The organism is Nocardia sp. NBC_00508 (assembly GCF_036346875.1).
Lineage (GTDB): Bacteria > Actinomycetota > Actinomycetes > Mycobacteriales > Mycobacteriaceae > Nocardia.
Genome location: NZ_CP107852.1, coordinates 7,095,340 through 7,116,232, shown reverse-complemented (window position 1 = coordinate 7,116,232; position 20,893 = coordinate 7,095,340). Strand labels below are relative to the sequence as shown.

Below are 20,893 nucleotides of genomic sequence, written 5' to 3'. Positions count from 1 at the left end.
GCAAGACCAGCCGCCGCGAGCAGAAGGGCCGCACCATGACCGTCACCGCCATCCAGATCGGTCTCGACCCCGACGTCATCGATTACGACTCGCCCGACTTCACCCACTTCCCTGGTCTGACCAAAGAGAAGTTGCGGAAAGCCAACGACGACAACGTCGCCGGGCTGCGCGCGGCAGGCTACGACGTCGACAACTGCCTCATCGACTTCGGCGAGGCCGGCGCCGAGAAAGCACGCAAGTGGCTGGCGGCCAAGCATTACGATGCCGTCCTGATCGGCGCCGGCGTCCGGCTGGTCGCCAGCAACACGCCGCTGTTCGAGTCGATCGTCAACACCGCACACAGCACTCAACCGGACTGCCGGTTCGTGTTCAACTACTCGGCCACCGCGACGCCGGCCGACATACGCCGCTGGTACCCCGATCCGGCCGACGCCACCCCGACGCGCTGACCACGGACATCAGGAATGCAACCTATGGACGCCCAGCACAGCGTCGATGTCCTCGTCGTCGGAGCCGGGCCGACCGGCCTGACCGCCGCGGGCGACCTCGCGCGCGCCGGCCGGACCGTCGCCGTCCTCGAACGATGGCCCACCATCAACCCCGCCAGCCGCGCGTTCGCCACCATGGCGCGCACCCTCGAAGTACTCGACGCCCGAGGGCTCGCCGACGATTTGCTCGCGCACGCACACCAAGCCGCCGGAGTCGCGATCTTCGCCGGTGCCCGGGTCGACCTGACCCACCTGCGGTCACGCTACAAGTTCGGGATGATCACCCCGCAGACCAACGTCGACCAGGCGCTCGGCCGCTATGCCGCCGCACAGGGCGCCGACATCCGGCGCGGAAACGAGGTGATCGCGCTCGACCAAGACCCCGACGGCGTGACGGTGATCGCGCGGCCGAAGGGCGACGACGACCCCCGGCATCGTAATGTCTGGCGCGCCGCCTACCTCATCGCGGCCGATGGCGCGCACAGCACGGTTCGCGGCCTCCTCGGCGTGGACTTTCCCGGGAAGACGATCCTGTCTTCCGTCGTCCTCGCCGACGTCAAGCTGGCCAACGGGCCGACCGATGGTGGACTCACCCTCGGCAGCAGCCGCGAGGTGTTCGCTTTCCTGGCTCCGTACGAGCGGCACGACAGCGACGGCTCCTGGTACCGGGCGATGGTGTGGGACCGCAATCATCAAGTCGCCGACACCGTTCCGGTCGGCGACCGCGAGGTGATCGACGTGCTCGCCCGGGCGATGCGCACCGACCTCGGTGTCCGCGACATCGGCTGGCTTTCGCGTTTCCACTGCGACGAGCGGCAGGTCACGCGGTACCGGCACGGCCGGGTGTTCCTGGCCGGCGACGCCGCGCACGTTCACTCACCCATGGGCGGACAGGGCATGAACACCGGCATCCAGGACGCGGCCAACCTGGCCTGGAAGATCGATGCCGTGCTCGGCGGCGCCTCCGACCGGGTCCTCGACACCTACCACGACGAACGCCACCCGATCGGCAAACGTGTGTTGCTGCAATCCGGACTCATGGCCCGCGCCGTCGCCCTCCACCCGCGCATCGTCCGCGGCTTGCGCAACCTTCTCGCCCCGGGATTGCTGCGCCTGCCTCCGGTCCGCGACGCAGTCTCGGGCAGCTTTGCCGGCACGTCCCTGCGCTACAGCCGCCGTCGCGGCGACAGCCGCTCGGTAGGTACCCGCGCCACCGAGATCCCGCTGGTCGAAGGACAACTCACCACTGTGCAGCGCACACCGGGATTCCTCCTGATCCGCGAACGCGCAACGCCCGCGATCGACACCGCCGACCTCCAGCAGGCCCAGCGGGCCGACCGAGGACCAGCCGTCCTCGTGCGGCCCGACGGTTACATCGCGTGGGTGGGGGCATCGACCGACCGACCCGGTTGGGGCAAGGTCCTCGATACCTGGACTGGAACATCTCACCAGTCCCGCGTGACAGGTGGTGATTGACCGGAACCCACCGCGACGCAGGACTCATCGCGACCGGAGCGACAGGATCCACCGGGGCAATTCCCATACCTGCGCCATGGTGCTGCGCCTGATTGTGAGATGTGCCGAGATCTATCCAATTACGCTGGTAGATGATGGTTTTGACAGCGGACTACGCAGTAGTGACGCCGTCCCGACCTATGCCCAACGGTCAACTATCAACCCTCCCCAACCGGAGCCGCTACCCATTCGTCGACTGAGCTGTGGGGAAATGGCACAGCGTGCAGTGGTGGCCCCACGAAATGCCAGCGGGTGCCGCGCGAGGTTGGCTGAGCAGGGCGACTGTCAACCGCCGAGCCTTGGTATTGACGTCGTGGTTTGTCGCCAGGGCAGCAGTAGCGAGCTGGCCAGCAGGGTGATGGCTGCGCAGGCGATCGCGACGCGGGTGCTGGTGGCGGCCGCGAGGAGGCCGCCGAGGGCGATGAAGGCGGGTTGGAAGGTTTTGGAGCTGATCGACCAGGCGGTGCCGACACGGGCCATGTGGTCGTCGGTTGTGGCGTTCATGCGGTAGGTGGTGAACACCGGGTTGAACACGCCGGCGCAGAACAGCAGCAGGGTGTCGGCGGTGGTGATGACGATCAGTCCGGCTGTGCCAGGGTGCGCGGCGAGCATTAGTCCGAGCCAGCAGGTACGCAACACACCGAAACCGAGCAGCACCGCGCGGTCACCGAGCCGGGTCACCAGCCTCGGCGCGCACAGCGAGCCGGCCAGCCCACCCAGAGTCGGTAGGCCGAGCGCCAGACCGTACTGCCAGGGCGCGAACCCGAGCTCTCGCAGCATCAGCAGCGCCATCAGCGGGCCGGTCAGCATGAGCGAACCCCCGAACAGCATGGCGTTCCAGAACAGCCGGTGCAGGACGGGATGGGCGAAGATGTAGGACCAGCCACTGCGGATCTCGGTGGTCCAATGATGGTCGCGGCGTTGATGATCCGGCGCTGGTTCGGGGGTGGCGATGCTGCGCAGTCCGAGCGCGGACAGCAGGTAGCTGACGGCGTCGATGAGGATGGTGGCGGTGGCGCCGAACATCGAGATGAGTGCGCCGCCGATCGGGGCGCCGATGGTGGAGACGGTCCAGAATACGGTTTCCAGGCGGCTGTTGGCTCGGATCCGGACCTGTTCGGGCACCAGCGATTTCAAGTAGGCACCGCTGGCGGCGCTGAACACGATCGTGCACAACGTGCTCACCGTGGCAACCACGCACAACTGTCCGTAGGTCAGTACGCCCAGCCAGGCGGCCACCGGGACGCTGGCGAGAGCGGCGAACGAAATGAGGTCGGTCTGCACCATAATCGCGCGTCTGCGGCGGAACTCGACGAACGGCCCCAACGGCAGCGCGACGGCCGCGGCGGCGGCTCCGGACAGCGCTGCCATCAATGTCAGCTGCAGATCCGAGGCGTGAACGATCAGGATTGCGACCAGCGGCAGCGCCCCGGCGCCGAGCGCGGTGCCGAGCTGGCTGACCGCGGCCGCACCCCACAACCGGTGGAAATCCGGCAGGCCGTGGCAAGAGCTGGCAGAGCATGTTTTTGGACTTCGGTTAGCCTGCATCCATGTCATTGGATCCGACTGCTGGTTCTCCGGCACAGCGATTGACCGAGCTGGCTCACCGCGCGGCGGAACTGCTCCGAGTGAACGGGCTCGCCTGGGGGCCAGCGGTGGCCACCGGCACGCAACTCACCTTCGATGGCGCGCTCACCAGGACAGCAGAGGTCCCGGGGGATGCGTACATCGTCGAGGATGTGTTCTCGTGGCGCTCGGGGCGCGGGTCGGTGCTGCCGAACGCGTCCGCCCCTGGTGCTAAGGAGGCTCGCGTCGATTATCTTGCGCGGCTCGAGATCACCGACGCCCACTTACTCGATCAGTTCGGCACCGGCTGGGAGCAGGTGCTCGATCTGAACACCGAGATCAACTCGATCCCGTTCGAGACGTGGTTTTCCCGTGCCGCGATGCTCATGCCGGTGGATACCGAGCAACGTAATCGCGCCTGGGCGGCCGTACGCGATCATGCACAGCAGCGGGGGCGGTATCGGCAATGGCGAGACACCATCGAACTGGCCACCCTCTATTTCCAGGCCTGCCTGGACTCCCCTGACCATCGTCCCGCGGACCTGCACGCATTTGCGGCAGCTCAAATGATCGGTCGAGACGCCATGGCGGTCATCGCGCTCGGCGAACGCGCCCCCGACGCTGCACTCATCGCGCACCTGGACCAGCTGATCGCGCCGTGGCGCGCGCTGGCCGGGTCGGAGGACGACCGGATCGCATACGCCGCAGCTGCCCGACAGTCCGGCGCCATCGCCAGCGACCTACCTGCACCTGACTCCTACGACCCCGAACTCGACGACTACGACCTCAGTCTGGAAGACGCTGTCATCGATGACTGATTACGGAAACCAGCGACCCTTACGAGGTCGGTACCCCGGCGTCGGGCCGGAGGAACGAGCGCACAGACCGTCCGATTTCGCTCAGAGTCGGCACAGCTCTCTGATCCGACCTTCATGTTTCGGTCAGATGGGCCGCAGATTTGCTGGTGACCGTGCAGGTCGCAGAGCTCAGACCAGGCCCTCCGCTGCGTAGGCTGCGAGGTCGTCGGCCATGCGCTGCATCACTCGGGGAAGGACGAAGGGCATGATCCAGCCGACGCCGGGCCGCATACGCCAGCTGCCGTGCCAGGTGATGCTCGTACCGCCCGCAGTGGTGGACTCGAGTTCGATAGCAGCTCGGTAGTTCCTCATCGCGAAGTTGAAGGCGTCCTCGTAGGCCATGCGCCGATCCGTCACCAACTCTGTCAGTCGTTCGCCGGTGACGACCCGGCCGGTGCGGAACGCGCGGACCGACCCGATGCCGTCGTGGCCGCGCGGATCGAGGCCGCTGGAGCGTTCTTCGACCAATTCGTCCAGCCCGGAGGACCACCGGGGCCAGCTGCGGCCGTCGATCAGAAGCCCCCACACCGTGCCGACGGGGGCCGGGGTTGTGGAACGTACTCGGTAGTGCGGCACGTCGCGTCCTAATCAGTTCGGGGAGTGAGCCATCCGGCAAACTCCTTGGTGGTAGCCGACCGGTAGGTGAGCACTCGTGCGTCCTGGACGTTGAGTCCTGAAGAAAGACTGTGCCCCTGCCGGTAGGTCGGGAGAGTTGATCGCTGCTGGGATGTCGTGCCCGTTCGTGGTGATGTGAGCACTGCTTGATTAGGTCGCTGATGGTTCTCTCGCTGGCTGCTCGACGGTGATCGGCATCGAGAATGGGAGGACCATTGCGACTGTTCGTAGGAGACGACTGGGCTCAGGATCATCACGATGTGGAGGTGATGGATGGCTCCGGTCGCCGTCTGGCCAAGGCGCGCCTTCCTGCGGGGGTGGCCGGGATGGGCAGGTTGCACGCGATCATCGGGGATCTGGTCGGCGACGACGTCGATGAGGCCGAAGTGCTGATCGGGATCGAGACCGACCGGGGTCCCTGGGTTGGGGCGCTGGTCGCCGCGGGATACACGGTGCTGGCGGTGAATCCGTTGCAGGCGGCCCGATTCCGTGACCGGTTGGGGGTCTCCGGCGCCAAGAGCGACGCCGGCGACGCGCACGTGCTGGCGGATATGGTCCGCACCCACTCGCATGAACTGCGGTCTGTCGCTGGGGATTCCGCGCGTGCGGAGGCGGTGAAGGTGGTGGCCCGCATCCATAAGACGATGATCTGGGAACGCACTCGCCACACCCAGCGGCTGCGGCACGCGCTGGGTGACTATTTCCCCGCGGCGCTGGCCGCCTTCGACGACCTCGACGCCGCTGACACCCTTGAGCTGCTCGCCAAGGCACCCACCCCGACCCAGGCAGCCCGGCTGACGATCGCCCAGATCAGCGCCGCGTTGAAGCGGGCGCGCCGCCGCAACGTCGCGGACAAAGCCGCCGCGATCCAGACCGCGTTGCGCTCCGACCAGCTCGGCCAACCCGAGGTCGTCACCGATGCCTACGCTGCCTCGGTGCAGGCGCTGCTGGCGGTTCTGACCGTCCTCAACACCCAGATCAAGACTCTGCAAGGGCAGGTCGAGGCCCATTTTTCCAAGCACCCGGCCGCTGAGATCATCTTGTCCCAACCAGGTTTGGGGCCGGTCCTCGGTGCCCGGGTGCTCGCAGAGTTCGGTGATGACCCCGACCGCTACGCCAGCGCCAAGGCCCGCAAGAACTACGCGGGCACCTCCCCGATCACCCGCGCGTCGGGCAAGAAGAAAGTCGCTCTGGCCCGGTTCGTGCACAACGACCGGCTCATCGACGCCCTCACAACACAGGCATTCTCCGCGTTGTTGTGGTCCCCGGGTGCCCGCGCCTACTACGACCGGCAGCGAGCCCGCGGCGTCGGCCACAACCCCGCCCTGCGCCAGCTCGCCAACCGACTCGTCGGCATCCTGCACGGCTGCCTCAAAACCGGCACTCACTACAACGAGGCCACCGCCTGGCCTCACCTGGGCGAGAAGGCTATTGCTTGACATTCAAGCCTCCTGGGATGTCTTTCTTCGTCTTCGGTCGGCGCGATCTGCGCCGTAAGGCCGAGATGTGTTGGTGGACATAGCGTTCCTAGCCTTCGGCGGCTGTGCGCAGGTCGGCCAGCCAGGCTTCCAGTCCGGCGCCGAGGAAGTAGGTGGAGGTCGGCACGTCTGCTTCGACCTGGGCTCCGTTCCAGTTCTCCTCGGTGCGTACGAGGACGCCGTCGTCGACGGGGGTGAAGGTCCAGACGTGAATGCCACCGTCGATGCTCATCCCGTCGCCGATCGCTGGACCGGTCCAGCGGATGCACCGGCCGGGCTGCATCTGCTGGACAGAGGAGGTGATGGTCAGGGTGGTCGCGGGGGTGGTGGCGGTGGCGGGGGCGGGCGTGGTCCATCGGAACTGCGAGCCCGGCTGCAGCGGCCCCGAGTCCAGGCGCTCCATGCTGGTGACGGCCTGCTGCCAGGACGGCCAGCGTTCCACGTCGGTCTGCAGGTTCCAGATGGTATCCAGCGGCGCCTTGATCAGGGCCTCGGTCCGGTAATGGATCGGGGCGCCGGGATCGATGCCCTTCCCCTCGCAGGTCAGCGATGCCGGGTCCGCTGCGGGGCGGTCGGCGAGGGACGGCGTGGCGGTGGCGGCCAGGATTCCGGCGGTCAGCGCGATCCCGAGCAGGGTGGCCCGCCCGGAGCGGCGGGTGGTGTCGGAGGCGGCTCGAGCCGTGGGCGTGCTGGACGGGCGAGTGTCGGTCATGGTCCTGCTCCTCGTTGACGTGCCACTCCGAGAGTGGTTAGTACATATTGCGTAAGTTAGAGGCTATAACGCAAAACGGTGAGAAGCAAGAGATAAAGTGATAGCCTCTAACCAGCTCGGTAGCGCACGGTCGGGAACGGAGTAGTCCATGACGGACGCAGGTGCGAAGAGCCCGCGGCAGCGCTATCGCGCGCAAATGCAGGCGGAGATCAAGCAGTGCGCCTGGCAACAGATCGCCACGGCGGGTGCGTCCGCGCTGTCGCTCAACGCGATCGCCAAGCAGGTTGGCATGAGCGGCCCCGCCCTGTACCGATACTTCACCAGCCGCGACGAGTTGATCACCGCACTCATCCGCGACGCCTACCGCAGCCTCGCCGACACCCTCCGTGCGGCTCGACACTCCGGCGCAGACCTGGCCGGACTGGCCTACGCCCTACGGGAATGGGCCTTGGCCGACCCGCAGCGATACTTCCTCATCTACGGCACACCCGTCCCCGGCTATCACGCACCCGACGACACGACCGAGATCTCGGACGAAATCATGACGATGCTGATCGAGGCCATCTCGGCACTGCCCGTGAGCCAGTCGACGACACCGTTCGACGCCCACATCGAGAACCATCGCCGATGGGCCGACAGCCACTCGGTACCGGCCACCACCCTCCACCGAGCCCTGGCCTTCTGGACCCGTCTGCACGGCGTTCTCTCGCTCGAACTCGCCGGCCACTTCACCGGAATGGGGTTCGACCCCGCCCTACTGTTCGCCGACGAGCTCAATACCCTGGTGGCCCACTGAGATACCGGGCGAAGAACCGCTCGACGGCATGGAACATGTCGATTTGGTTGTCCGGGTTCACGAACCCGTGTCCCTCGTCGTCCGTGATCAGGTATTCGACCTCGGCCCCACGGGCGCGGAGGGCTTCGACGAGGTTGTCGGCCTCGGCGCGGACGACACGGATATCGTTGGCGCCCTGAATCACCAGTAGTGGTGTGCGGATTCGGTCCACGTAGGTGATCGGTGAGCGGGCGAGCATATCGGCCTCTTGTTCGGGGTCATCAGGGTCGCCGACGAACAGGTGCCAGTCGTTGGCCACATGGGGTTTCGAGAAAGGGGGGATCGTGCGCAGGAAGTTCGCGAGGTTGGAGATGCCGACGTAGTCGACAGCGGCCGCGAACACGTCGGGGGTGAAGGTGACGCCGACAAGAGCGGCGTAGCCGCCGTAGGAACCGCCGATTATCCCGACCCGCTCCGAGTCGGCGTAGCCCTGCTCTACGGCCCACCGCACGGCGTCGATGACATCGTCGTGCATCGAGCCGGCGAACTGCCCGATGGCGGCCTTCACGAATGCCTTGCCGTAACCGATGGATCCGCGAAAGTTGACCTGCAGCACCGCATAGCCGCGGTTGGCAAGCAGTTGCACGGCGGGGTCGTATGCCCAGCTGTCACGAAACCACGGGCCGCCGTGGAGCACCACGACCATCGGCAATCCAACCGGCTCGATACCCACGGGCAACGTCAGATACGCCGGAACCCGCAGTCCGTCCCTCGCTGGACTGTCACTCCTCGATTTCCGCTGGCACGGGACAGTCTCAACTGTGCCGTAACGGCATAGTCAATTGCCGATGTGCCGGCGCGATCGCGGCGTGAGGTGGGTGCGTCCGTGTCACCGGGCCGGCCGAGAGCTGCTGCCACGAGCCGGCGCGCGTAGGCAGCGTCGAGTCCGTCCGGGCGGAAGTGGTCCGCTCACCGGTGGGGGTCGGCGCGTACATGCGATCGCACCCCCTGCAGACCGAACAGAATGAGAAGCTCGACCGCGCCGCCGTCGGCGCTGCCCAGCCAGTGCGGCAAGGAGGTGTCGAATTCGGCCGCCTCACCGGGTGGCAACGTCAGGTCGCGCTCGCCGAGCACGAGCCGCAAGTGACCGTTGAGCACGTACAGCCATTCGAAGCCTTCGTGCGTCTGCGGTGTCGGTTCCAGCGGTTCCGGCCGCGCAGGGATGATCATTTTGAACGCGTGTACCCCACCCGGCCGTCGGGACAGCGGCACGAAGATCATCCCGAACCGCCTGATCGGTTTCAGGTGTATCCGGGGATCGCCGGTGCGCGGGGCGCCGACGAGGTCGTCCAGCGGAACGTCATAGGTACGAGCCAGCGGCAGCAGTAACTCGAGAGTGGCCCGGCGCTGCCCGCTCTCCAGCCGGGACAGGGTGCTCTCCGATACGCCGGTCGTCGTCGCGAGGTCGGCGAGGGTGATGCCGCGGTCGCGCCGCAACGCACGCAGCCGCGGCCCCACCGTGTCGAGCACATCGTTTGTTTCGCGGTCCATGAGCTCATCTTGCCGGAACCGCAAGATTGCGTGCCAGGTTGCGGTGCGACTGGCGAGACTGAACGCGTTCCGACAGAAGGAGTCTCCATGAGCACCACCGATGCGGTCACGTTCTGGAACGGCGTCTACGCCGACCGGCAGGCAGCCGCCGACCCGCGGCCGAACGATCTTCTTGCCGAGACGGTTTCGAGTCTGTCACCCGGCGACGCGTTGGACCTCGGATGCGGCGACGGCGGCGACGCGCTGTGGCTCGCCCGTCGCGGATGGCATGTCACCGCCGTAGACATCTCGGCCGTCGCGATCGAGCGGCTCATCAGCCTTGCCATTTCGCGCGACCTGGGCGACCGCATCGTCGCCGAGCGGCATGACCTGCACGAGTCCTTCCCGCAGGGCGGGTTCGACCTGATCTGCGCCCACTACCTGCACACCCCGTTCGACCTGGATCGGGCAACCGTCCTGCGTGTGGGCGCGCACGCGCTGCGTCCGGGTGGGCGGCTGCTGGTCGTCGACCACGGCTCGACCGCGCCATGGTCATGGAACCAGGATCCCGGCCTCCGGTACCCGACCCCGCATGAGGTCGCGGCGGAAATCGGGCTGGACCGCACGACATGGAGGGTCGAGCGGGCCGACGCACCCCGCCGAAGCGCGACCGGACCGGACGGGCGCACTGCCGAGGTCACCGACAACGTCCTGCTCATCCGCCGCACCGCCTGACTCGCACCCAACGAAGGAGACCACCGTGCCCACCACCACACGCCGTGACACCCCGCCGCCCCGGACCGGAAGCAGCGAGACCGAGATCCTGCGCGGATTCCTCGACTACCTGCGGGCCGGGATCACAGCGAAGGTCGACGGCGCCCCCGAACCACAGGTGCGAACAGCCGTCGTGCCGTCGGGCACGAACCTGCTCGGCCTGCTGAATCACCTGACCGTCGTCGAGCGCTCGATGTTCCTCGGGGACAAGGTCACCGACTGGCAGGCGACGTTCCAGGCCGCACCGACCGACAGCGTGGCCGATGTCGTCGCCCGATACCGAGACACGGTCGAGCGTGCGAACGAGGTTCTCGACGAATGCACCGATCTCGGCGCGCCTGTCCCGCGGTCACGGCCGGGCCGCCCCGCTCCCACCGTCCGCTGGGCACTCACCCACATGATCGAGGAGACCGGTCGCCACGCGGGCCACGCGGACATCCTCCGTGAACTGATCGACGGCACGACCGGCCGCTGACCTCTTCTCCGGGAAAGGAACACATGATCACCGCGACCCGGCCGCCGACGCACGGCCTCCTCCGATCCGCGCGCGCGATGGGTACCGTCGCGCTCACCCTCCTGATCACGGTGAGCGCCGCAGCCTGCTCCACGACCACCCCGGACATCGCCCCCTACGCCGCCGCCACCCAGGGCGACCCCGCGTTCGAGGGCACTTTCCGGCACGAGTTCGCCGACGTCGACGGTGTCGGTATGCACTATGTGACCGGCGGTAGCGGCCCGCCGGTCGTCCTGATCCACGGCTGGCCGCAGACCTGGTACGGCTGGTGGCCGATCATGCCCGCACTCGCCGAACACCACACCGTCTACGCCGTCGACCTCCCCGGACTTGGCGACAGCACCGGCTCACCGACCGGCTATGACAAGGCCACCCTCGCGCGATACGTACACACCCTCATCGCCGAAAAGCTCGGAGTGCGCGACGCCCGCGTCATCGGCCATGACTTCGGCGCCGCCGTCGCATTCCAGTACGCCGCTCAGTTCCCCGCCGACACCGCACGCCTCGGCTACCTCGACCTACCGCTGCCCGGGCCCGCGATCGATGCGCCCGCATACCGCTCACTGAGCTGGCACATCGCCTTCCACACCCAGCGGCGGGTCCCCGAAACGGTGGTCGGCGACGACGTCCGCGAGTACCTGGCCCTGTTCTACCCACAGGTCTCCTTCGAGGGAACGGCATTCGGCGGCACGTCGGACCGAGCCCCCTTCACCGACGCCGAGATCAGCGAATTCGCACGCACTTACAGCAGGCCCGAGGCCCTGGCGGGCGGCTTCGAGCTCTACCGCGCCCTCGACAAAGACGTCCGCGATACCATCGCGGCAGCACCGACGCATGTCCCGACCCTTCTCATGACCGCTCTAGGGCAACTCGATGCGGTCCGTGCCACCGTGTCCCCACGCATGACCAATATCGTGCGAGCTGTGGACGTGCCGCGCGCGGGACACTGGCTCGTCGAGGAGAATCCCCAATTCGTCACCGCGGAACTACAGCGTTTCCTCGACTGACGACACCGCCACCGCCTGGCTCGGGATGCCGGACAGCACCCCGAGCCGGTGCGTTTCTGCCGCGGACCGGTTGTGAGCCAACGAATCTGAGGTCGGCAGGCCGAAGGCCTGCTCACGCCGATCATCGTGCACACGTCGGGGAAGAAGGCAACAGACTCGCTTGCCGTGGCAGCCTTCCCAGCATTGGCGAACTTCCGGCTATCGATCGGCCTATCCTGCTTGGCAGCCGCCGGATCGTGGCCCCGAGCGGGGGGCGAGCGCCTGATCCGTTTGTGAGAACTACGTGTTGGACAGGCGATGACGCGACTCGTGCACTTCGTGGGCAGCTTGCCCGCACCATTGACCACCGATGACAGTGACGTGCTGGAATGGTTCGTCCAGCGCAGCCGAGGCCACCGGCTCACTGGTGTACCGCGAGATCTGGATCCCAACTGGGTCGTGGAGTACCTGCGCGAGCGGGAGAAACACGGCGACGTCTTCGAAGTGGTACGCAGCGGTGACTTCGCCGACTACGCCGACATGCGGGTCTACGGTATTCGCCGCGGCGCCACGCTCGAACCCCGGCACGTGGCGATGGACCGCGTCGACCGCATCGGCGCGGCCGTCACCGCCTTTCGCGCGCTACGGGATCGGCATCCGGAACTCGCCGAAACGAGAATGCAGGTGAGTCAACCGAATCCGCTGGACCTGGCGATGTTCGTGTTCGGCGGCGCGGCCGTAGCCGACGGACTTCCACTCGGGCGCGCACTGCGCCACCTTCGGACGGTGACTCCGGCGCTGCGAAACCTGCCGGTTTTCGTCGACGCCGCGCTGGCCGAAATGGCCCAACTCCAAGCCGATCACAGCGAACTGATCACCTGGCAGGTGGAGTCGCCGATCGCTCAGCTCGCACTGGTGAAGGCGGCGCGATTGGGTGCGCAGGCTCCGGTCGGTCGTCTGGTCGCGCGACAGTTGGCCGACTTCCTTGCGCGGGCGCACGATATCGGCGCACAGACCATCCTGCATCTCTGCTACGGCGACTACCGACACAAAGAGCTTCTCGCCCCACGCAGTCTCGCGCCGGCGGTGAATCTGTTGAACGCCGTCGCACGACACCTACGTGCTCGTGCGGTGCCGCTGCCACCCGCGCACATCCCCTGTGCCTACGGTGCTCATCCAGCTCCGGTGGACCCGGCCTTCTACCGGCCGCTGCGCCGACTGGACCCGGACTGGCGCATCATCGCCGGGGTCGTGTCGCCGGCGGGAGCACAAGACAGCATCCAGAGCCTGGCCTTGTTCGAAGCAGATGCAGGCCGGGCCGCATACGGTGTGGCGACAGCATGCGGCCTCGGCCGGTGCACCGTCGAGGAGGCCGAGCGGGCCGCCGCTGCCACCGTGGCGACCGCCCAGGGCGCACCGTGGGCGACGGCGTGAGGCTGAATCGCCCTAGGCTGAGCTCGAAACACCCACTCACCTGACTGCCGTTGCAGACGAACGATGACAAACATTTGACCAGGCCGATGACCTGTTGTTCTGCCGAACCTGGCTGACCAGGCCGTACCCGCGCCGATCGGGCAACCGACCTGTCTGCCGATTCGCCAGGCTTATCTATCGGCCGCGCGCCGCCCGCCGCGGGGCCGATAGCCCGAAATCGGTTGTCCGACAGGCGGGCCTGCGGACGCTGCTCCCCAACCCCGGACCTGGTGGCAGCGGCGAGCTGTGCTGAGGCGGTCCGGACTGAAACGGTTGGCCCATTGCGCGAAACTCCTTGCTGACACTGCGACTCGAAGCAACCTGTCCGATAACGGCGGGTCCGGTCCTGACCAATCGCAAACACCCGGTCCGCCTCGGGCCCATCCAGCCGGAATGCCGTACATCTGCTCAGCTTCCGCCAGCTGCAGCGGGGGGGCGGCGACTACGGAGGCGGCATTCAGAGTCATACCGCGGGAGCGGGGGAAGCTCAGGGCTGTGTCTGGACGGTCACTGGCCGATTCGCCAGGACAGGTCAGTCACTCGCGTCGGTGAAAACCACCTATGCGGCTTCCCGCGATGCGAATAGGTAACTTTCGCCGACGCGAAACACGCTGTGCCACTGGAAGTCTTCGTCTCGTCAACGAACGACGAGGAGGAACGATGACCACCGCCCGGCACGCACCCCCGCGGGTGGCCCAGGCGACGCTGCTGGCAGCGGCCACGCTGACCATCATGGCCGCGGCCATCATCGCGCCGAGTCTACCGGTGATGACCGAGGTCTTCGACACGGCAGATGTACTGGTCAGGCTGGCCCTGACGGTCACCTCGCTGGCGATCGCGATCAGTGCTCCGCTGAGCGGCACCGTCGCCGACCGTGTCGGGCGGCGACCGTTGCTCATCGGCAGCTTGGCGCTCTACGCGGTGGCGGGCACCGCAGGCTATTTCGTCTCTGATCTGGCAATGCTGCTGGCCACCCGGGCGTTGCTCGGTGTCGCGGTCGGCGGGATCATGACCGCGGTCGGTGCGTTGATCACCGACTGGTTCGACGGACCCCGGCGTGCCTCGTTCCTCGGGATGCAGCAGGCATCGGCGAGCCTCGGCGGAGTGGTGTTCCTGCCACTGGCCGGTGTACTGGCCGACCTGGACTGGAAACTGCCGTTCTGGATCTACGCCGTGTCCGCACTGATCTTGCCGTTCGCCGTGCTGACGATCAGTGAGCCCGCCCGCGCCGCCACACCCACCGCCGCGCCCGGCGCGTCGGTGGGTGTGGCGGAACTCGCTGCGTATCTACGGAATTTACGCACTCGCGCTGGTCGCGACACTTGCGTTCTACATGGCACCGACCCAATTGCCGTTCCTGCTCACCGATTTCCACGTCGGCCCCGCGGTCACCGGAATCGTGGTCGCCGGGAGCACACTGACCGGCGTCGTTGGTGCGCTGGCCTTTCCCGCACTGCGCAGCAGGCTCGCACCCGCCACCATCACCACCGCCAGCATCGGCCTGCTGGGGTTGGGCTGGCTGGTGATCGGCACCGCGGGATCTGTCGTGCTGATCGTGGCCGGACTGCTGGTCGGCGGCATCGGCGTCGGCCTCGTCGTGCCCAACCTGAACCTGCGCCTTGCCGACCTGGCAGCCCCGGACCGGCGCGGCCAAGTCCTCAGCGGACTCGTTTCCGGGATCTTCCTCGGCCAGTTCCTTTCACCGCTGGCCGTGCAACCACTTATCCAGACCATCGGCGTCGCCGACACTTTCGCTCTCGGCGGTGTCGCGATGACCGTGGGCGCGGCCCTGGCCGCGCTGTTCACCCTGCAACAGAACAAGAACAGGAAAGTCGCATGATCTACCACGGCAACCGATTCACCATCAAGGCCTCCGCCACCCCGGAACAGGTCGAAGGGGCGCTCGAGAGCCTGCGCAACCAAGGCCGGGTCATCCCGTCGGTGAAGTCCTTCGTCGTCGGCCCCGACTACGGCGGCGAATACCACTACGGCGCGGTGTTCGCCATCGAGGACCTCGAAGGCTACTGGGAATACCTCGTGCATCCGGCCCACCTCAACACCGACCGGGTCGGGCTGCCCCTGGTGGACAAGTTCGTGTCGTTCGACATCACCGACGACGAGGACCCGCAGATGGCCGACAAGATCGCCGAGTTGCACCAGCGCCGCTACGACACCATGCCCGAGATCGCCGAGCTCGTCTCCGAGCTCGGCGAATACACCGGCAGCGCCGCGCCCGGCCAGCACGGCGAATAGCCCCGCCACCGGCCCCTGACCGAAACGAAGGAGGACCAGAACAATGTCCTACGACAAGATTGCCCAGGCTTGGGTCGACATATGGAACGGTGACCTGTCGCTGGTCGAAGGCACCGTCCACCCGGATTTCGTCTCCCATGCCGCACCGCTGCTGGGTGGACCTCCCGCCGACACGGCCGGCCGTGACGAACTCGGCACCTGGGTCGGTGGCGTCCGGGCAGCCGTCCCCGACCTCCGCTTCACCGTTCAGGTCGGGCCACTGGTCGACGACCCTTACCTGGTGCTGCGTTGGTTCGGTCGCGGGACGTACCAGTCCGGTTTACCCGGTGCGGCGCCCGGACCGACTCCGATCGAGTTCTTCGGCATCGACATCCTGAAGGTGACCGACAACATGATCAGTGAGTACTGGGCCAACGCCGACAGCATGTGGGTTGTCCAGCAACTGGGCATTTCCTAAGGCTTCAGGTCGGGCACCTCCCGCAGCTGTCTGCGGGAGGTGATGCCCAGCTTGCGAAAGATGTTGCGCAGGTGGGCATCGATCGTGCGAGGGCTGAGGAAGAGCCGGTCGGCGACCTCTTTGGTCGTCGCACCGGCGGCCACCAGCCGCGCGATGTGCATTTCCTGCATGGTCAGCTCGTCGTGGGTGCGGGTGGAACGGCTGCCTGCCTGGGCTCCGGCGGCCCGCAGTTCGTCTGCGGCACGACGGGCGAACGCTTCCATCCCCAATTCCGACAGCCGGTTGTGTGCACTGCGGAGCCGCTGGCGTGCGTCCAGCTTGCGGTTCTGGCGGCGCAACCATTCCCCGTACAGCAGCTCGGTCCGAGCAAGGTACGGCGCGAGCCGGGTTCCGTCGAAGGTGTCGACGGCTTCCAGATATGCCGGTTCGTCCCCGGTGACGAGGGCGCGGGCGCACGCGGTGACTCCGGCAGCCCACACCGTGCCACTCGGCTGGGTGCGTTCGGTCAGTGCCGCCAGCGCGGCCGCGGCTTCGGTGCTGCGGCCGCAGTGCACCGCTGCCTCGATCAGTTCCGGCAGGGCGATGCCGGCGAGGAACAGGTCACCGCCGGCCGCGGCCTGCTGAGCGGCGGCCAGCGCTGCCGGATAATCGGCCAGACCGTTGGCCAGCACGGATCGGGCCCAGTGGATGTTGGCGATGAGCTGCCCGGCGCCGCGGGCGTCAGCCGCTGCTGCCGCCGCGTCGAAGAGTTCGCGCGCTTCCTGCCGACGGCCGCGGATGGCGGCCAGGTGTAGCCGCGGGTACATCATCGGTGGCGCGCCGACGGCGTCGGCGATCGCTTCCTCTTCCGCGATCGCCGACATCGCCGTGGCGAAGTCACCGGTGTGCACGGCGCCGGAGGCCACCTGGGCACGGCCGAGCCGCAGCATGACCGGCGAGCCGGAACTACGACCGGTTTTCATGATCCACTCGGTGATCACGTTGTGCGCGTCGATGTCCCACAGTTCGGCCGCGACCATCGTGGCCAGTGCGGGACGGGCAGAGAACACACCGACATCGGTGACGACCGACCGCAGCAAGGGCGCCGCCGCCTGGTGCCTCTGGGTGGTCAGCGTGAGCAGTGCGTCGAGGATGTCCGGTGGCGCCGGAGCCGGTGGGGCAGTACCGGCTGCATGTGTCACCCTGTCCATCACCCCGCTGGCGCGGCCGACTGCCAACGCCATTTCCAGCGCGTCGAGGTAGCAGTCGCGCGACCATGCCGGATCCAGGGCGGCCAGCCGCTGCGCGGCGCGGAGCATGAAATACGGGCCGTCCCCGTCGCCGTGCCGACTGAACGCGATCTGCCCGCGTAGCAAATCGACTCGAGCGAGCGTCTCGTCGTCCAAGCCGCTGGTGTCCACGGTGGTCAGCAGATTCGAGGCTGCTTCGACAGCACCTGCTTCCAGAGTGAACCGTACGGCTGCGAGTGTGCGTCCTGTGCGTTTGGCCGGGTCCAGCGACAGTGCCGCGGAGCGTTCGAGGAACGCTGCTGCGGCCGCGACGCCGCACCGGGCCTGGGCCCGGGACGCGGATGCTTCCAGTTCGGCGGCAACGGCTTCGTTCGGCCCGGCGCCGGCATGAGCTCGGTGCCAGGCGCGGCGGTCGGCGTCGGTGACCGGATCGGTTACCTCGGCCAGCGCTCGGTGCACGGTGTGCAGTTCCGTTGCGTCCGCAGCCCGGTAGACAGCCGACCTCGCCAGCGGATGACAGAACCGCACCCGCGTGCCGAATTCGATCAGGCCCGACACCTCTGCGGCGCTGCTCATATCGACAGCAATGCCGAGTTTGCGGGCCGCCGCCCACAACAGGGCCGGGTCGCCGGTCGGCTCGGCACTGGCGAGAGTCAACAGCAACTGCGCCTGGGCGGGCAACGCCGCCAGCCTGGCCTGGAATCCACGCTCCACCCGGTTCGCCACCGACGACTGTGGGAGAGCGAATCCATCGGTGCGCGGCAACTCCAGCAACGCCAGCGGGTTACCGCGCGACTCGGCGAGGATCCGGTCACGCACCCGAGGATCGAGCGTGGACTGCAACAGCCCACGCGCCTCGTCGTCGGTCAGACCCTCCAGTTCCATACCGGGAAGCTCATCAAGGCCCTGGCGAGCTGCGAAGACCATCGCGACCGGTTCCGAAGCGATCCGGCGGGCAAGAAACATCAACGCCTTGGTCGAGGCATCGTCGAGCCAATGCGCGTCGTCGATCACACACAGCACAGGGCGATTACGCGCAGCCCCGCTGAGCAACTCCAGGACCGCCAACCCGATACGAAACATCTCCGGCGCGCCGGTGGCCTGGCCGAACGCAACTCGTAGTGGCTCGGGCATCTCGTCCACACGCCCCAACACCGGCACACACAGCTGGTGCAGTGCGGCGAATGGCAACTCGGACTCGAACTCCGACCCGGACGCCTGCAGCACCAGGAACCCAGGCGCTCGGCTGACCTGCTCGAGCAGGGCGCTCTTGCCGATGCCTGCTTCCCCCCGCAGTACCAGCACACCGCCCCGGCCCTCGGCAGCTGAGCGCGTAAGCCCCTCCAGTCGGCCGATCTCGTCCTGTCTGCCGACCAACGACGAACCATTCTGCACAGCGCGCACCGTACGTGATACCGGATGAAGCAACACACTGAACTCTGGAAGCCCCCGCACCGGGAAAGGACAACGCCCAGCGGCACGACAGGATGAGCGTCGGAGGCGTCCTATGTGGCGGAGGTCGTGGGAGTGCGGTCGAACAACGCGTCTCACTCGTCACGAATTCGCGCTGCCTGATCGTCGGGCGCTACCGCGAATCAGATCTCGACGAGATGCCGCTGCCCGACCAGCACACGTATTCGGCGTTGAATACGTGTGCGCTGGACGGTGACTCGGCGAGCGAACCGTTCACCCACCTCGGGCACGCACATCAAATGCGCGACCGCCCCGCGGCGTCCGACACGGCGAATGAACGGTTCGATTCTGGCAAATTCACTGCAATAGCGCGTACCAGCTGATGCTCAGCGTACGCGTAGCGGCACAAAAGAAATCCGGCCCCGAGAGGCGAGACCGAATCAGGCGGCGGGCGGGGGCTGGTTCAGGTCCCTGACGCCGGTGATCGCATCGATGATGTTGACGATGGCGGAGGTGCCGCCGTCGAGGGCCGAGCTGCCGGAGTCGAGCATGGCGGAACCGGAGGACGAGCCGGCCGAACCCGAGGATGAGCCGCCGCCGGCCGAACCCGAGGCCATGCCTGCAGAGCCCGTGGCGGGGGAGTCAGCGGCGGAGGCCACCCCGACCGGACCGAAGAACAGGGCAGCGGCGGAGACGGCGCCGGCGGCGACAAGAACCTTGCGAGAGACCATGTACGGAGCTTCCTTTCACAGATGGATAACGACGCCATCACGGCGCGCCACCACTAACGTTATGAAAAAGATATCTGCAAATCCACTCCTATTATTGTGTGAATAATCACAGTTAATAGTTAGCTAATGTCATATTTTGCCTAAGTAAAACAATTCGATCTTCACCCGGACGCGGATTCCATGATCAAATTCGGTTGATTTATCTACGACGCCGCGTATCGGCGTGCGGCGGAGCCGATCTCGCAGCGGACCTACGATCCCGGCACGGCGGGACCCGAGCCGATGACGCGCTCGGGGATCGCTGGCATGCCGGTGATCCGGTGTTCCAGGCGAGGCAGGGTACCGCGCGACGGCGCGTATACTCGAGATCCGATCCCGCCCGGTGCCCGGCTCGTACTGCACCTGGCACTCGAACTCCGGCGGTGCGGCGGCAGCAGACGATCGCCGATGCCGATCACGCGTCGATGATCCTGAACGTACTGACCGCGTGACATGTGCTGCCGATCATCGCGCGCGTACTCGCCGAGCACTTGGAAGGTCGAAGATGAGTTCCGCAGCGGTGCGGACGTATTCGGCGGACAACTGCTCATGACATGTCCTGTGATGCCGCAGCTGTAGCGACTGTGCTTGCAGTGCTTCGAGACTGCCGTGGCGGGCGGGATTCAGGACTGACGCGGGTTGCGCGTGAGCGGCGCTGGTGGAGCTTGGCCGCGTCCGTTCGTCACGGATGGCGAGCCGTCAGCCGACGATGGAAGTCCAGATCTCGTCCGCGTCCAGATCGCTGTCGCCTTCCGGTATTGCCTGGGAGACGAGATGTCGGCCGGTGTTGACCAGGTGAGCGCGCATCGCGACTTCCGCGCCCTCGACGTCGCCCGCGGTGATGGCGACGATGACCGGGAGGTGCTCGGCGTCGATATCCGCGAGGGTTCGGGTGGTGTCGGCGGTGGAGGCGCCGAGCAGGCGGGTCGCTTCTCGCAGCGATTTCACTATCGCGCGCGAGCGGCTGTTGTTCCCCGCCTGCAGTATCAGGTCGTGCAGTCGCAAATCGTGCTGAGCGAATAGAGTTTCGTCACCGGCCGCCGCGGCCTGCCGCATCAGGGTGTGCTGTTCGTGCAGTGCGTTGACGAGCGCCGGCGTCGCGTTGGCGGCGGCCTTGCGGGCAGCGGGCAGTTCCAGGGCGAGGCGGACGGCGAAGATCTCCGCGATCTCTCTTGGCTGTGGCAGCAGGATACGAAATCCTTGGCGCGCCTCGAACTTGATCAGGCCGACTTCCTCGAGGCGCAGCAGTGCCTCTCGGACAGGCGTGCGGGATATGCCGAGCACCTCGGCGAGCTGGTAGACGGAGTACTTCACGCCGGGCTTCATCCGCCCCTGGTCGATCGCAGTGCGGACGGCGGTGATCACCAGTTCCATGCGCCGTCCCGGCGATGACGGTAGCGGTTCGAGTTCTAGCAATCCATCTGCCACAGGTGTCACTGTAACAACGGGTGGCTATTCGTAGCATGCTACGAGCTGTAGCATGCTACG

19 protein-coding genes and 2 pseudogenes are annotated in these 20,893 nt (G+C 66.8%); 13 read left to right on the top strand and 8 right to left on the bottom strand.

Annotated features, from left to right (window positions below; all coding sequences use genetic code 11):
- The first annotated feature begins 35 nt into the window (after window positions 1-35).
- Both OHA40_RS32020 and OHA40_RS32015 read left to right on the top strand, forming a co-directional pair.
- A complete protein-coding gene (locus OHA40_RS32020) occupies window positions 36-449 on the top strand; it encodes a hypothetical protein (protein ID WP_330230539.1) in 414 nt (137 codons plus the stop codon).
- 24 nt (window positions 450-473) lie between these two features.
- On the top strand, window positions 474-1,964 hold the full coding sequence (locus OHA40_RS32015; protein WP_330230538.1) for an FAD-dependent oxidoreductase: 1,491 nt from the start codon (window positions 474-476) through the stop codon (window positions 1,962-1,964).
- Window positions 1,965-2,288: 324 nt separating this feature from the next.
- On the opposite strand, the gene OHA40_RS32010 is transcribed toward OHA40_RS32015, so the two are convergent.
- Window positions 2,289-3,482, bottom strand: coding sequence for an MFS transporter (locus tag OHA40_RS32010; RefSeq protein ID WP_330230537.1), 1,194 nt, complete (start codon window positions 3,480-3,482; stop codon window positions 2,289-2,291).
- Window positions 3,483-3,553: 71 nt separating this feature from the next.
- Here OHA40_RS32010 and OHA40_RS32005 point away from each other — a divergent pair, with 71 nt between their 5' ends.
- The gene (locus OHA40_RS32005) at window positions 3,554-4,387 is read left to right on the top strand and encodes a hypothetical protein (RefSeq protein WP_330230536.1); all 834 of its coding nucleotides are present in this window, start codon (window positions 3,554-3,556) and stop codon (window positions 4,385-4,387) included.
- A 168-nt stretch (window positions 4,388-4,555) separates the two neighbouring features.
- Here OHA40_RS32005 and OHA40_RS32000 read toward each other — a convergent pair whose 3' ends face one another.
- Window positions 4,556-5,002, bottom strand: coding sequence for an SRPBCC family protein (locus OHA40_RS32000; protein ID WP_330230535.1), 447 nt, complete (start codon window positions 5,000-5,002; stop codon window positions 4,556-4,558).
- A gap of 242 nt (window positions 5,003-5,244) precedes the next feature.
- On the opposite strand from OHA40_RS32000, the gene OHA40_RS31995 reads away from it, so the two are divergent.
- The gene (locus OHA40_RS31995) at window positions 5,245-6,480 is read left to right on the top strand and encodes an IS110 family transposase (protein ID WP_330230534.1); all 1,236 of its coding nucleotides are present in this window, start codon (window positions 5,245-5,247) and stop codon (window positions 6,478-6,480) included.
- 88 nt (window positions 6,481-6,568) lie between these two features.
- Here the strand turns inward: OHA40_RS31995 and OHA40_RS31990 are convergent, their stop codons facing one another.
- Complete coding sequence (locus OHA40_RS31990; protein WP_330230533.1) at window positions 6,569-7,231, bottom strand: SRPBCC family protein; 663 nt, start codon at window positions 7,229-7,231, stop codon at window positions 6,569-6,571.
- A 148-nt stretch (window positions 7,232-7,379) separates the two neighbouring features.
- Here OHA40_RS31990 and OHA40_RS31985 point away from each other — a divergent pair, with 148 nt between their 5' ends.
- The gene (locus tag OHA40_RS31985) at window positions 7,380-8,027 is read left to right on the top strand and encodes a TetR/AcrR family transcriptional regulator (protein WP_330230532.1); all 648 of its coding nucleotides are present in this window, start codon (window positions 7,380-7,382) and stop codon (window positions 8,025-8,027) included.
- Here the strand turns inward: OHA40_RS31985 and OHA40_RS31980 are convergent.
- Together OHA40_RS31980 and OHA40_RS31975 are read right to left on the bottom strand one after the other, a co-directional pair.
- Window positions 8,005-8,781: pseudogene (locus OHA40_RS31980) on the bottom strand (alpha/beta hydrolase family protein); the annotation flags it as partial. The gene OHA40_RS31985 and the pseudogene OHA40_RS31980 overlap by 23 nt on opposite strands.
- A gap of 194 nt (window positions 8,782-8,975) precedes the next feature.
- Window positions 8,976-9,557 (bottom strand): helix-turn-helix domain-containing protein, encoded by a 582-nt coding sequence (locus OHA40_RS31975; RefSeq protein ID WP_330230531.1) that lies wholly within the window; start codon window positions 9,555-9,557, stop codon window positions 8,976-8,978.
- An 87-nt stretch (window positions 9,558-9,644) separates the two neighbouring features.
- On the opposite strand from OHA40_RS31975, the gene OHA40_RS31970 reads away from it, so the two are divergent.
- The 8 genes and pseudogenes from OHA40_RS31970 (at window position 9,645) to OHA40_RS31940 (ending at window position 15,993) form a co-directional block, all read left to right on the top strand.
- Entirely contained in the window at window positions 9,645-10,271 is a 627-nt protein-coding gene (locus tag OHA40_RS31970; RefSeq protein ID WP_330230530.1) for a class I SAM-dependent methyltransferase, read from the top strand.
- Between the two features lie 25 nt (window positions 10,272-10,296).
- Window positions 10,297-10,785, top strand: a complete 489-nt coding sequence (locus OHA40_RS31965) for a DinB family protein (protein ID WP_330230529.1) — start codon at window positions 10,297-10,299, stop codon at window positions 10,783-10,785.
- A gap of 23 nt (window positions 10,786-10,808) precedes the next feature.
- Complete coding sequence (locus tag OHA40_RS31960; protein WP_330230528.1) at window positions 10,809-11,831, top strand: alpha/beta fold hydrolase; 1,023 nt, start codon at window positions 10,809-10,811, stop codon at window positions 11,829-11,831.
- A gap of 297 nt (window positions 11,832-12,128) precedes the next feature.
- Complete coding sequence (locus OHA40_RS31955; protein ID WP_330230527.1) at window positions 12,129-13,244, top strand: hypothetical protein; 1,116 nt, start codon at window positions 12,129-12,131, stop codon at window positions 13,242-13,244.
- Between the two features lie 600 nt (window positions 13,245-13,844).
- Window positions 13,845-14,513, top strand: a pseudogene (locus tag OHA40_RS34840) (MFS transporter); the annotation flags it as partial.
- Window positions 14,514-14,547: 34 nt separating this feature from the next.
- Window positions 14,548-15,123 (top strand): MFS transporter, encoded by a 576-nt coding sequence (locus OHA40_RS31950; protein ID WP_330230526.1) that lies wholly within the window; start codon window positions 14,548-14,550, stop codon window positions 15,121-15,123.
- Entirely contained in the window at window positions 15,120-15,536 is a 417-nt protein-coding gene (locus tag OHA40_RS31945) for a Dabb family protein (protein WP_330230525.1), read from the top strand. The genes OHA40_RS31950 and OHA40_RS31945 overlap by 4 nt, the downstream gene beginning before the upstream one ends.
- A gap of 43 nt (window positions 15,537-15,579) precedes the next feature.
- Window positions 15,580-15,993 (top strand): ester cyclase, encoded by a 414-nt coding sequence (locus OHA40_RS31940; protein ID WP_330230524.1) that lies wholly within the window; start codon window positions 15,580-15,582, stop codon window positions 15,991-15,993.
- Here the strand turns inward: OHA40_RS31940 and OHA40_RS31935 are convergent.
- From OHA40_RS31935 to OHA40_RS31925, 3 genes are all read right to left on the bottom strand, one after another.
- The gene (locus tag OHA40_RS31935; RefSeq protein WP_330230523.1) at window positions 15,990-18,617 is read right to left on the bottom strand and encodes an ATP-binding protein; all 2,628 of its coding nucleotides are present in this window, start codon (window positions 18,615-18,617) and stop codon (window positions 15,990-15,992) included. The two genes, OHA40_RS31940 and OHA40_RS31935, sit on opposite strands and share 4 nt — an antisense overlap.
- Before the next feature lie 458 nt (window positions 18,618-19,075).
- Window positions 19,076-19,366, bottom strand: a complete 291-nt coding sequence (locus OHA40_RS31930) for a hypothetical protein (RefSeq protein WP_330230522.1) — start codon at window positions 19,364-19,366, stop codon at window positions 19,076-19,078.
- A gap of 738 nt (window positions 19,367-20,104) precedes the next feature.
- Entirely contained in the window at window positions 20,105-20,833 is a 729-nt protein-coding gene (locus OHA40_RS31925) for a GntR family transcriptional regulator (protein ID WP_330230521.1), read from the bottom strand.
- Window positions 20,834-20,893 lie beyond the last annotated feature (60 nt).

What these genes read in the sequence shown, in the direction of transcription:
- OHA40_RS31970 (WP_330230530.1), top strand. Translation starts at nt 9,645, where the DNA reads ATGAGCACCACCGATGCGGTCACGTTCTGGAACGGCGTCTACGCCGAC.
- OHA40_RS32015 (WP_330230538.1), top strand. Translation starts at nt 474, where the DNA reads ATGGACGCCCAGCACAGCGTCGATGTCCTCGTCGTCGGAGCCGGGCCG.
- OHA40_RS32020 (WP_330230539.1), top strand. Translation starts at nt 36, where the DNA reads ATGACCGTCACCGCCATCCAGATCGGTCTCGACCCCGACGTCATCGAT.
- OHA40_RS32005 (WP_330230536.1), top strand. Translation starts at nt 3,554, where the DNA reads ATGTCATTGGATCCGACTGCTGGTTCTCCGGCACAGCGATTGACCGAG.
- OHA40_RS31990 (WP_330230533.1), bottom strand. Translation starts at nt 7,231, where the DNA reads ATGACCGACACTCGCCCGTCCAGCACGCCCACGGCTCGAGCCGCCTCC.
- OHA40_RS31955 (WP_330230527.1), top strand. Translation starts at nt 12,129, where the DNA reads ATGACGCGACTCGTGCACTTCGTGGGCAGCTTGCCCGCACCATTGACC.
- OHA40_RS31985 (WP_330230532.1), top strand. Translation starts at nt 7,380, where the DNA reads ATGACGGACGCAGGTGCGAAGAGCCCGCGGCAGCGCTATCGCGCGCAA.
- OHA40_RS31940 (WP_330230524.1), top strand. Translation starts at nt 15,580, where the DNA reads ATGTCCTACGACAAGATTGCCCAGGCTTGGGTCGACATATGGAACGGT.
- OHA40_RS31945 (WP_330230525.1), top strand. Translation starts at nt 15,120, where the DNA reads ATGATCTACCACGGCAACCGATTCACCATCAAGGCCTCCGCCACCCCG.
- OHA40_RS31995 (WP_330230534.1), top strand. Translation starts at nt 5,245, where the DNA reads ATGGGAGGACCATTGCGACTGTTCGTAGGAGACGACTGGGCTCAGGAT.
- OHA40_RS31930 (WP_330230522.1), bottom strand. Translation starts at nt 19,366, where the DNA reads ATGGTCTCTCGCAAGGTTCTTGTCGCCGCCGGCGCCGTCTCCGCCGCT.
- OHA40_RS31975 (WP_330230531.1), bottom strand. Translation starts at nt 9,557, where the DNA reads ATGGACCGCGAAACAAACGATGTGCTCGACACGGTGGGGCCGCGGCTG.
- OHA40_RS31960 (WP_330230528.1), top strand. Translation starts at nt 10,809, where the DNA reads ATGATCACCGCGACCCGGCCGCCGACGCACGGCCTCCTCCGATCCGCG.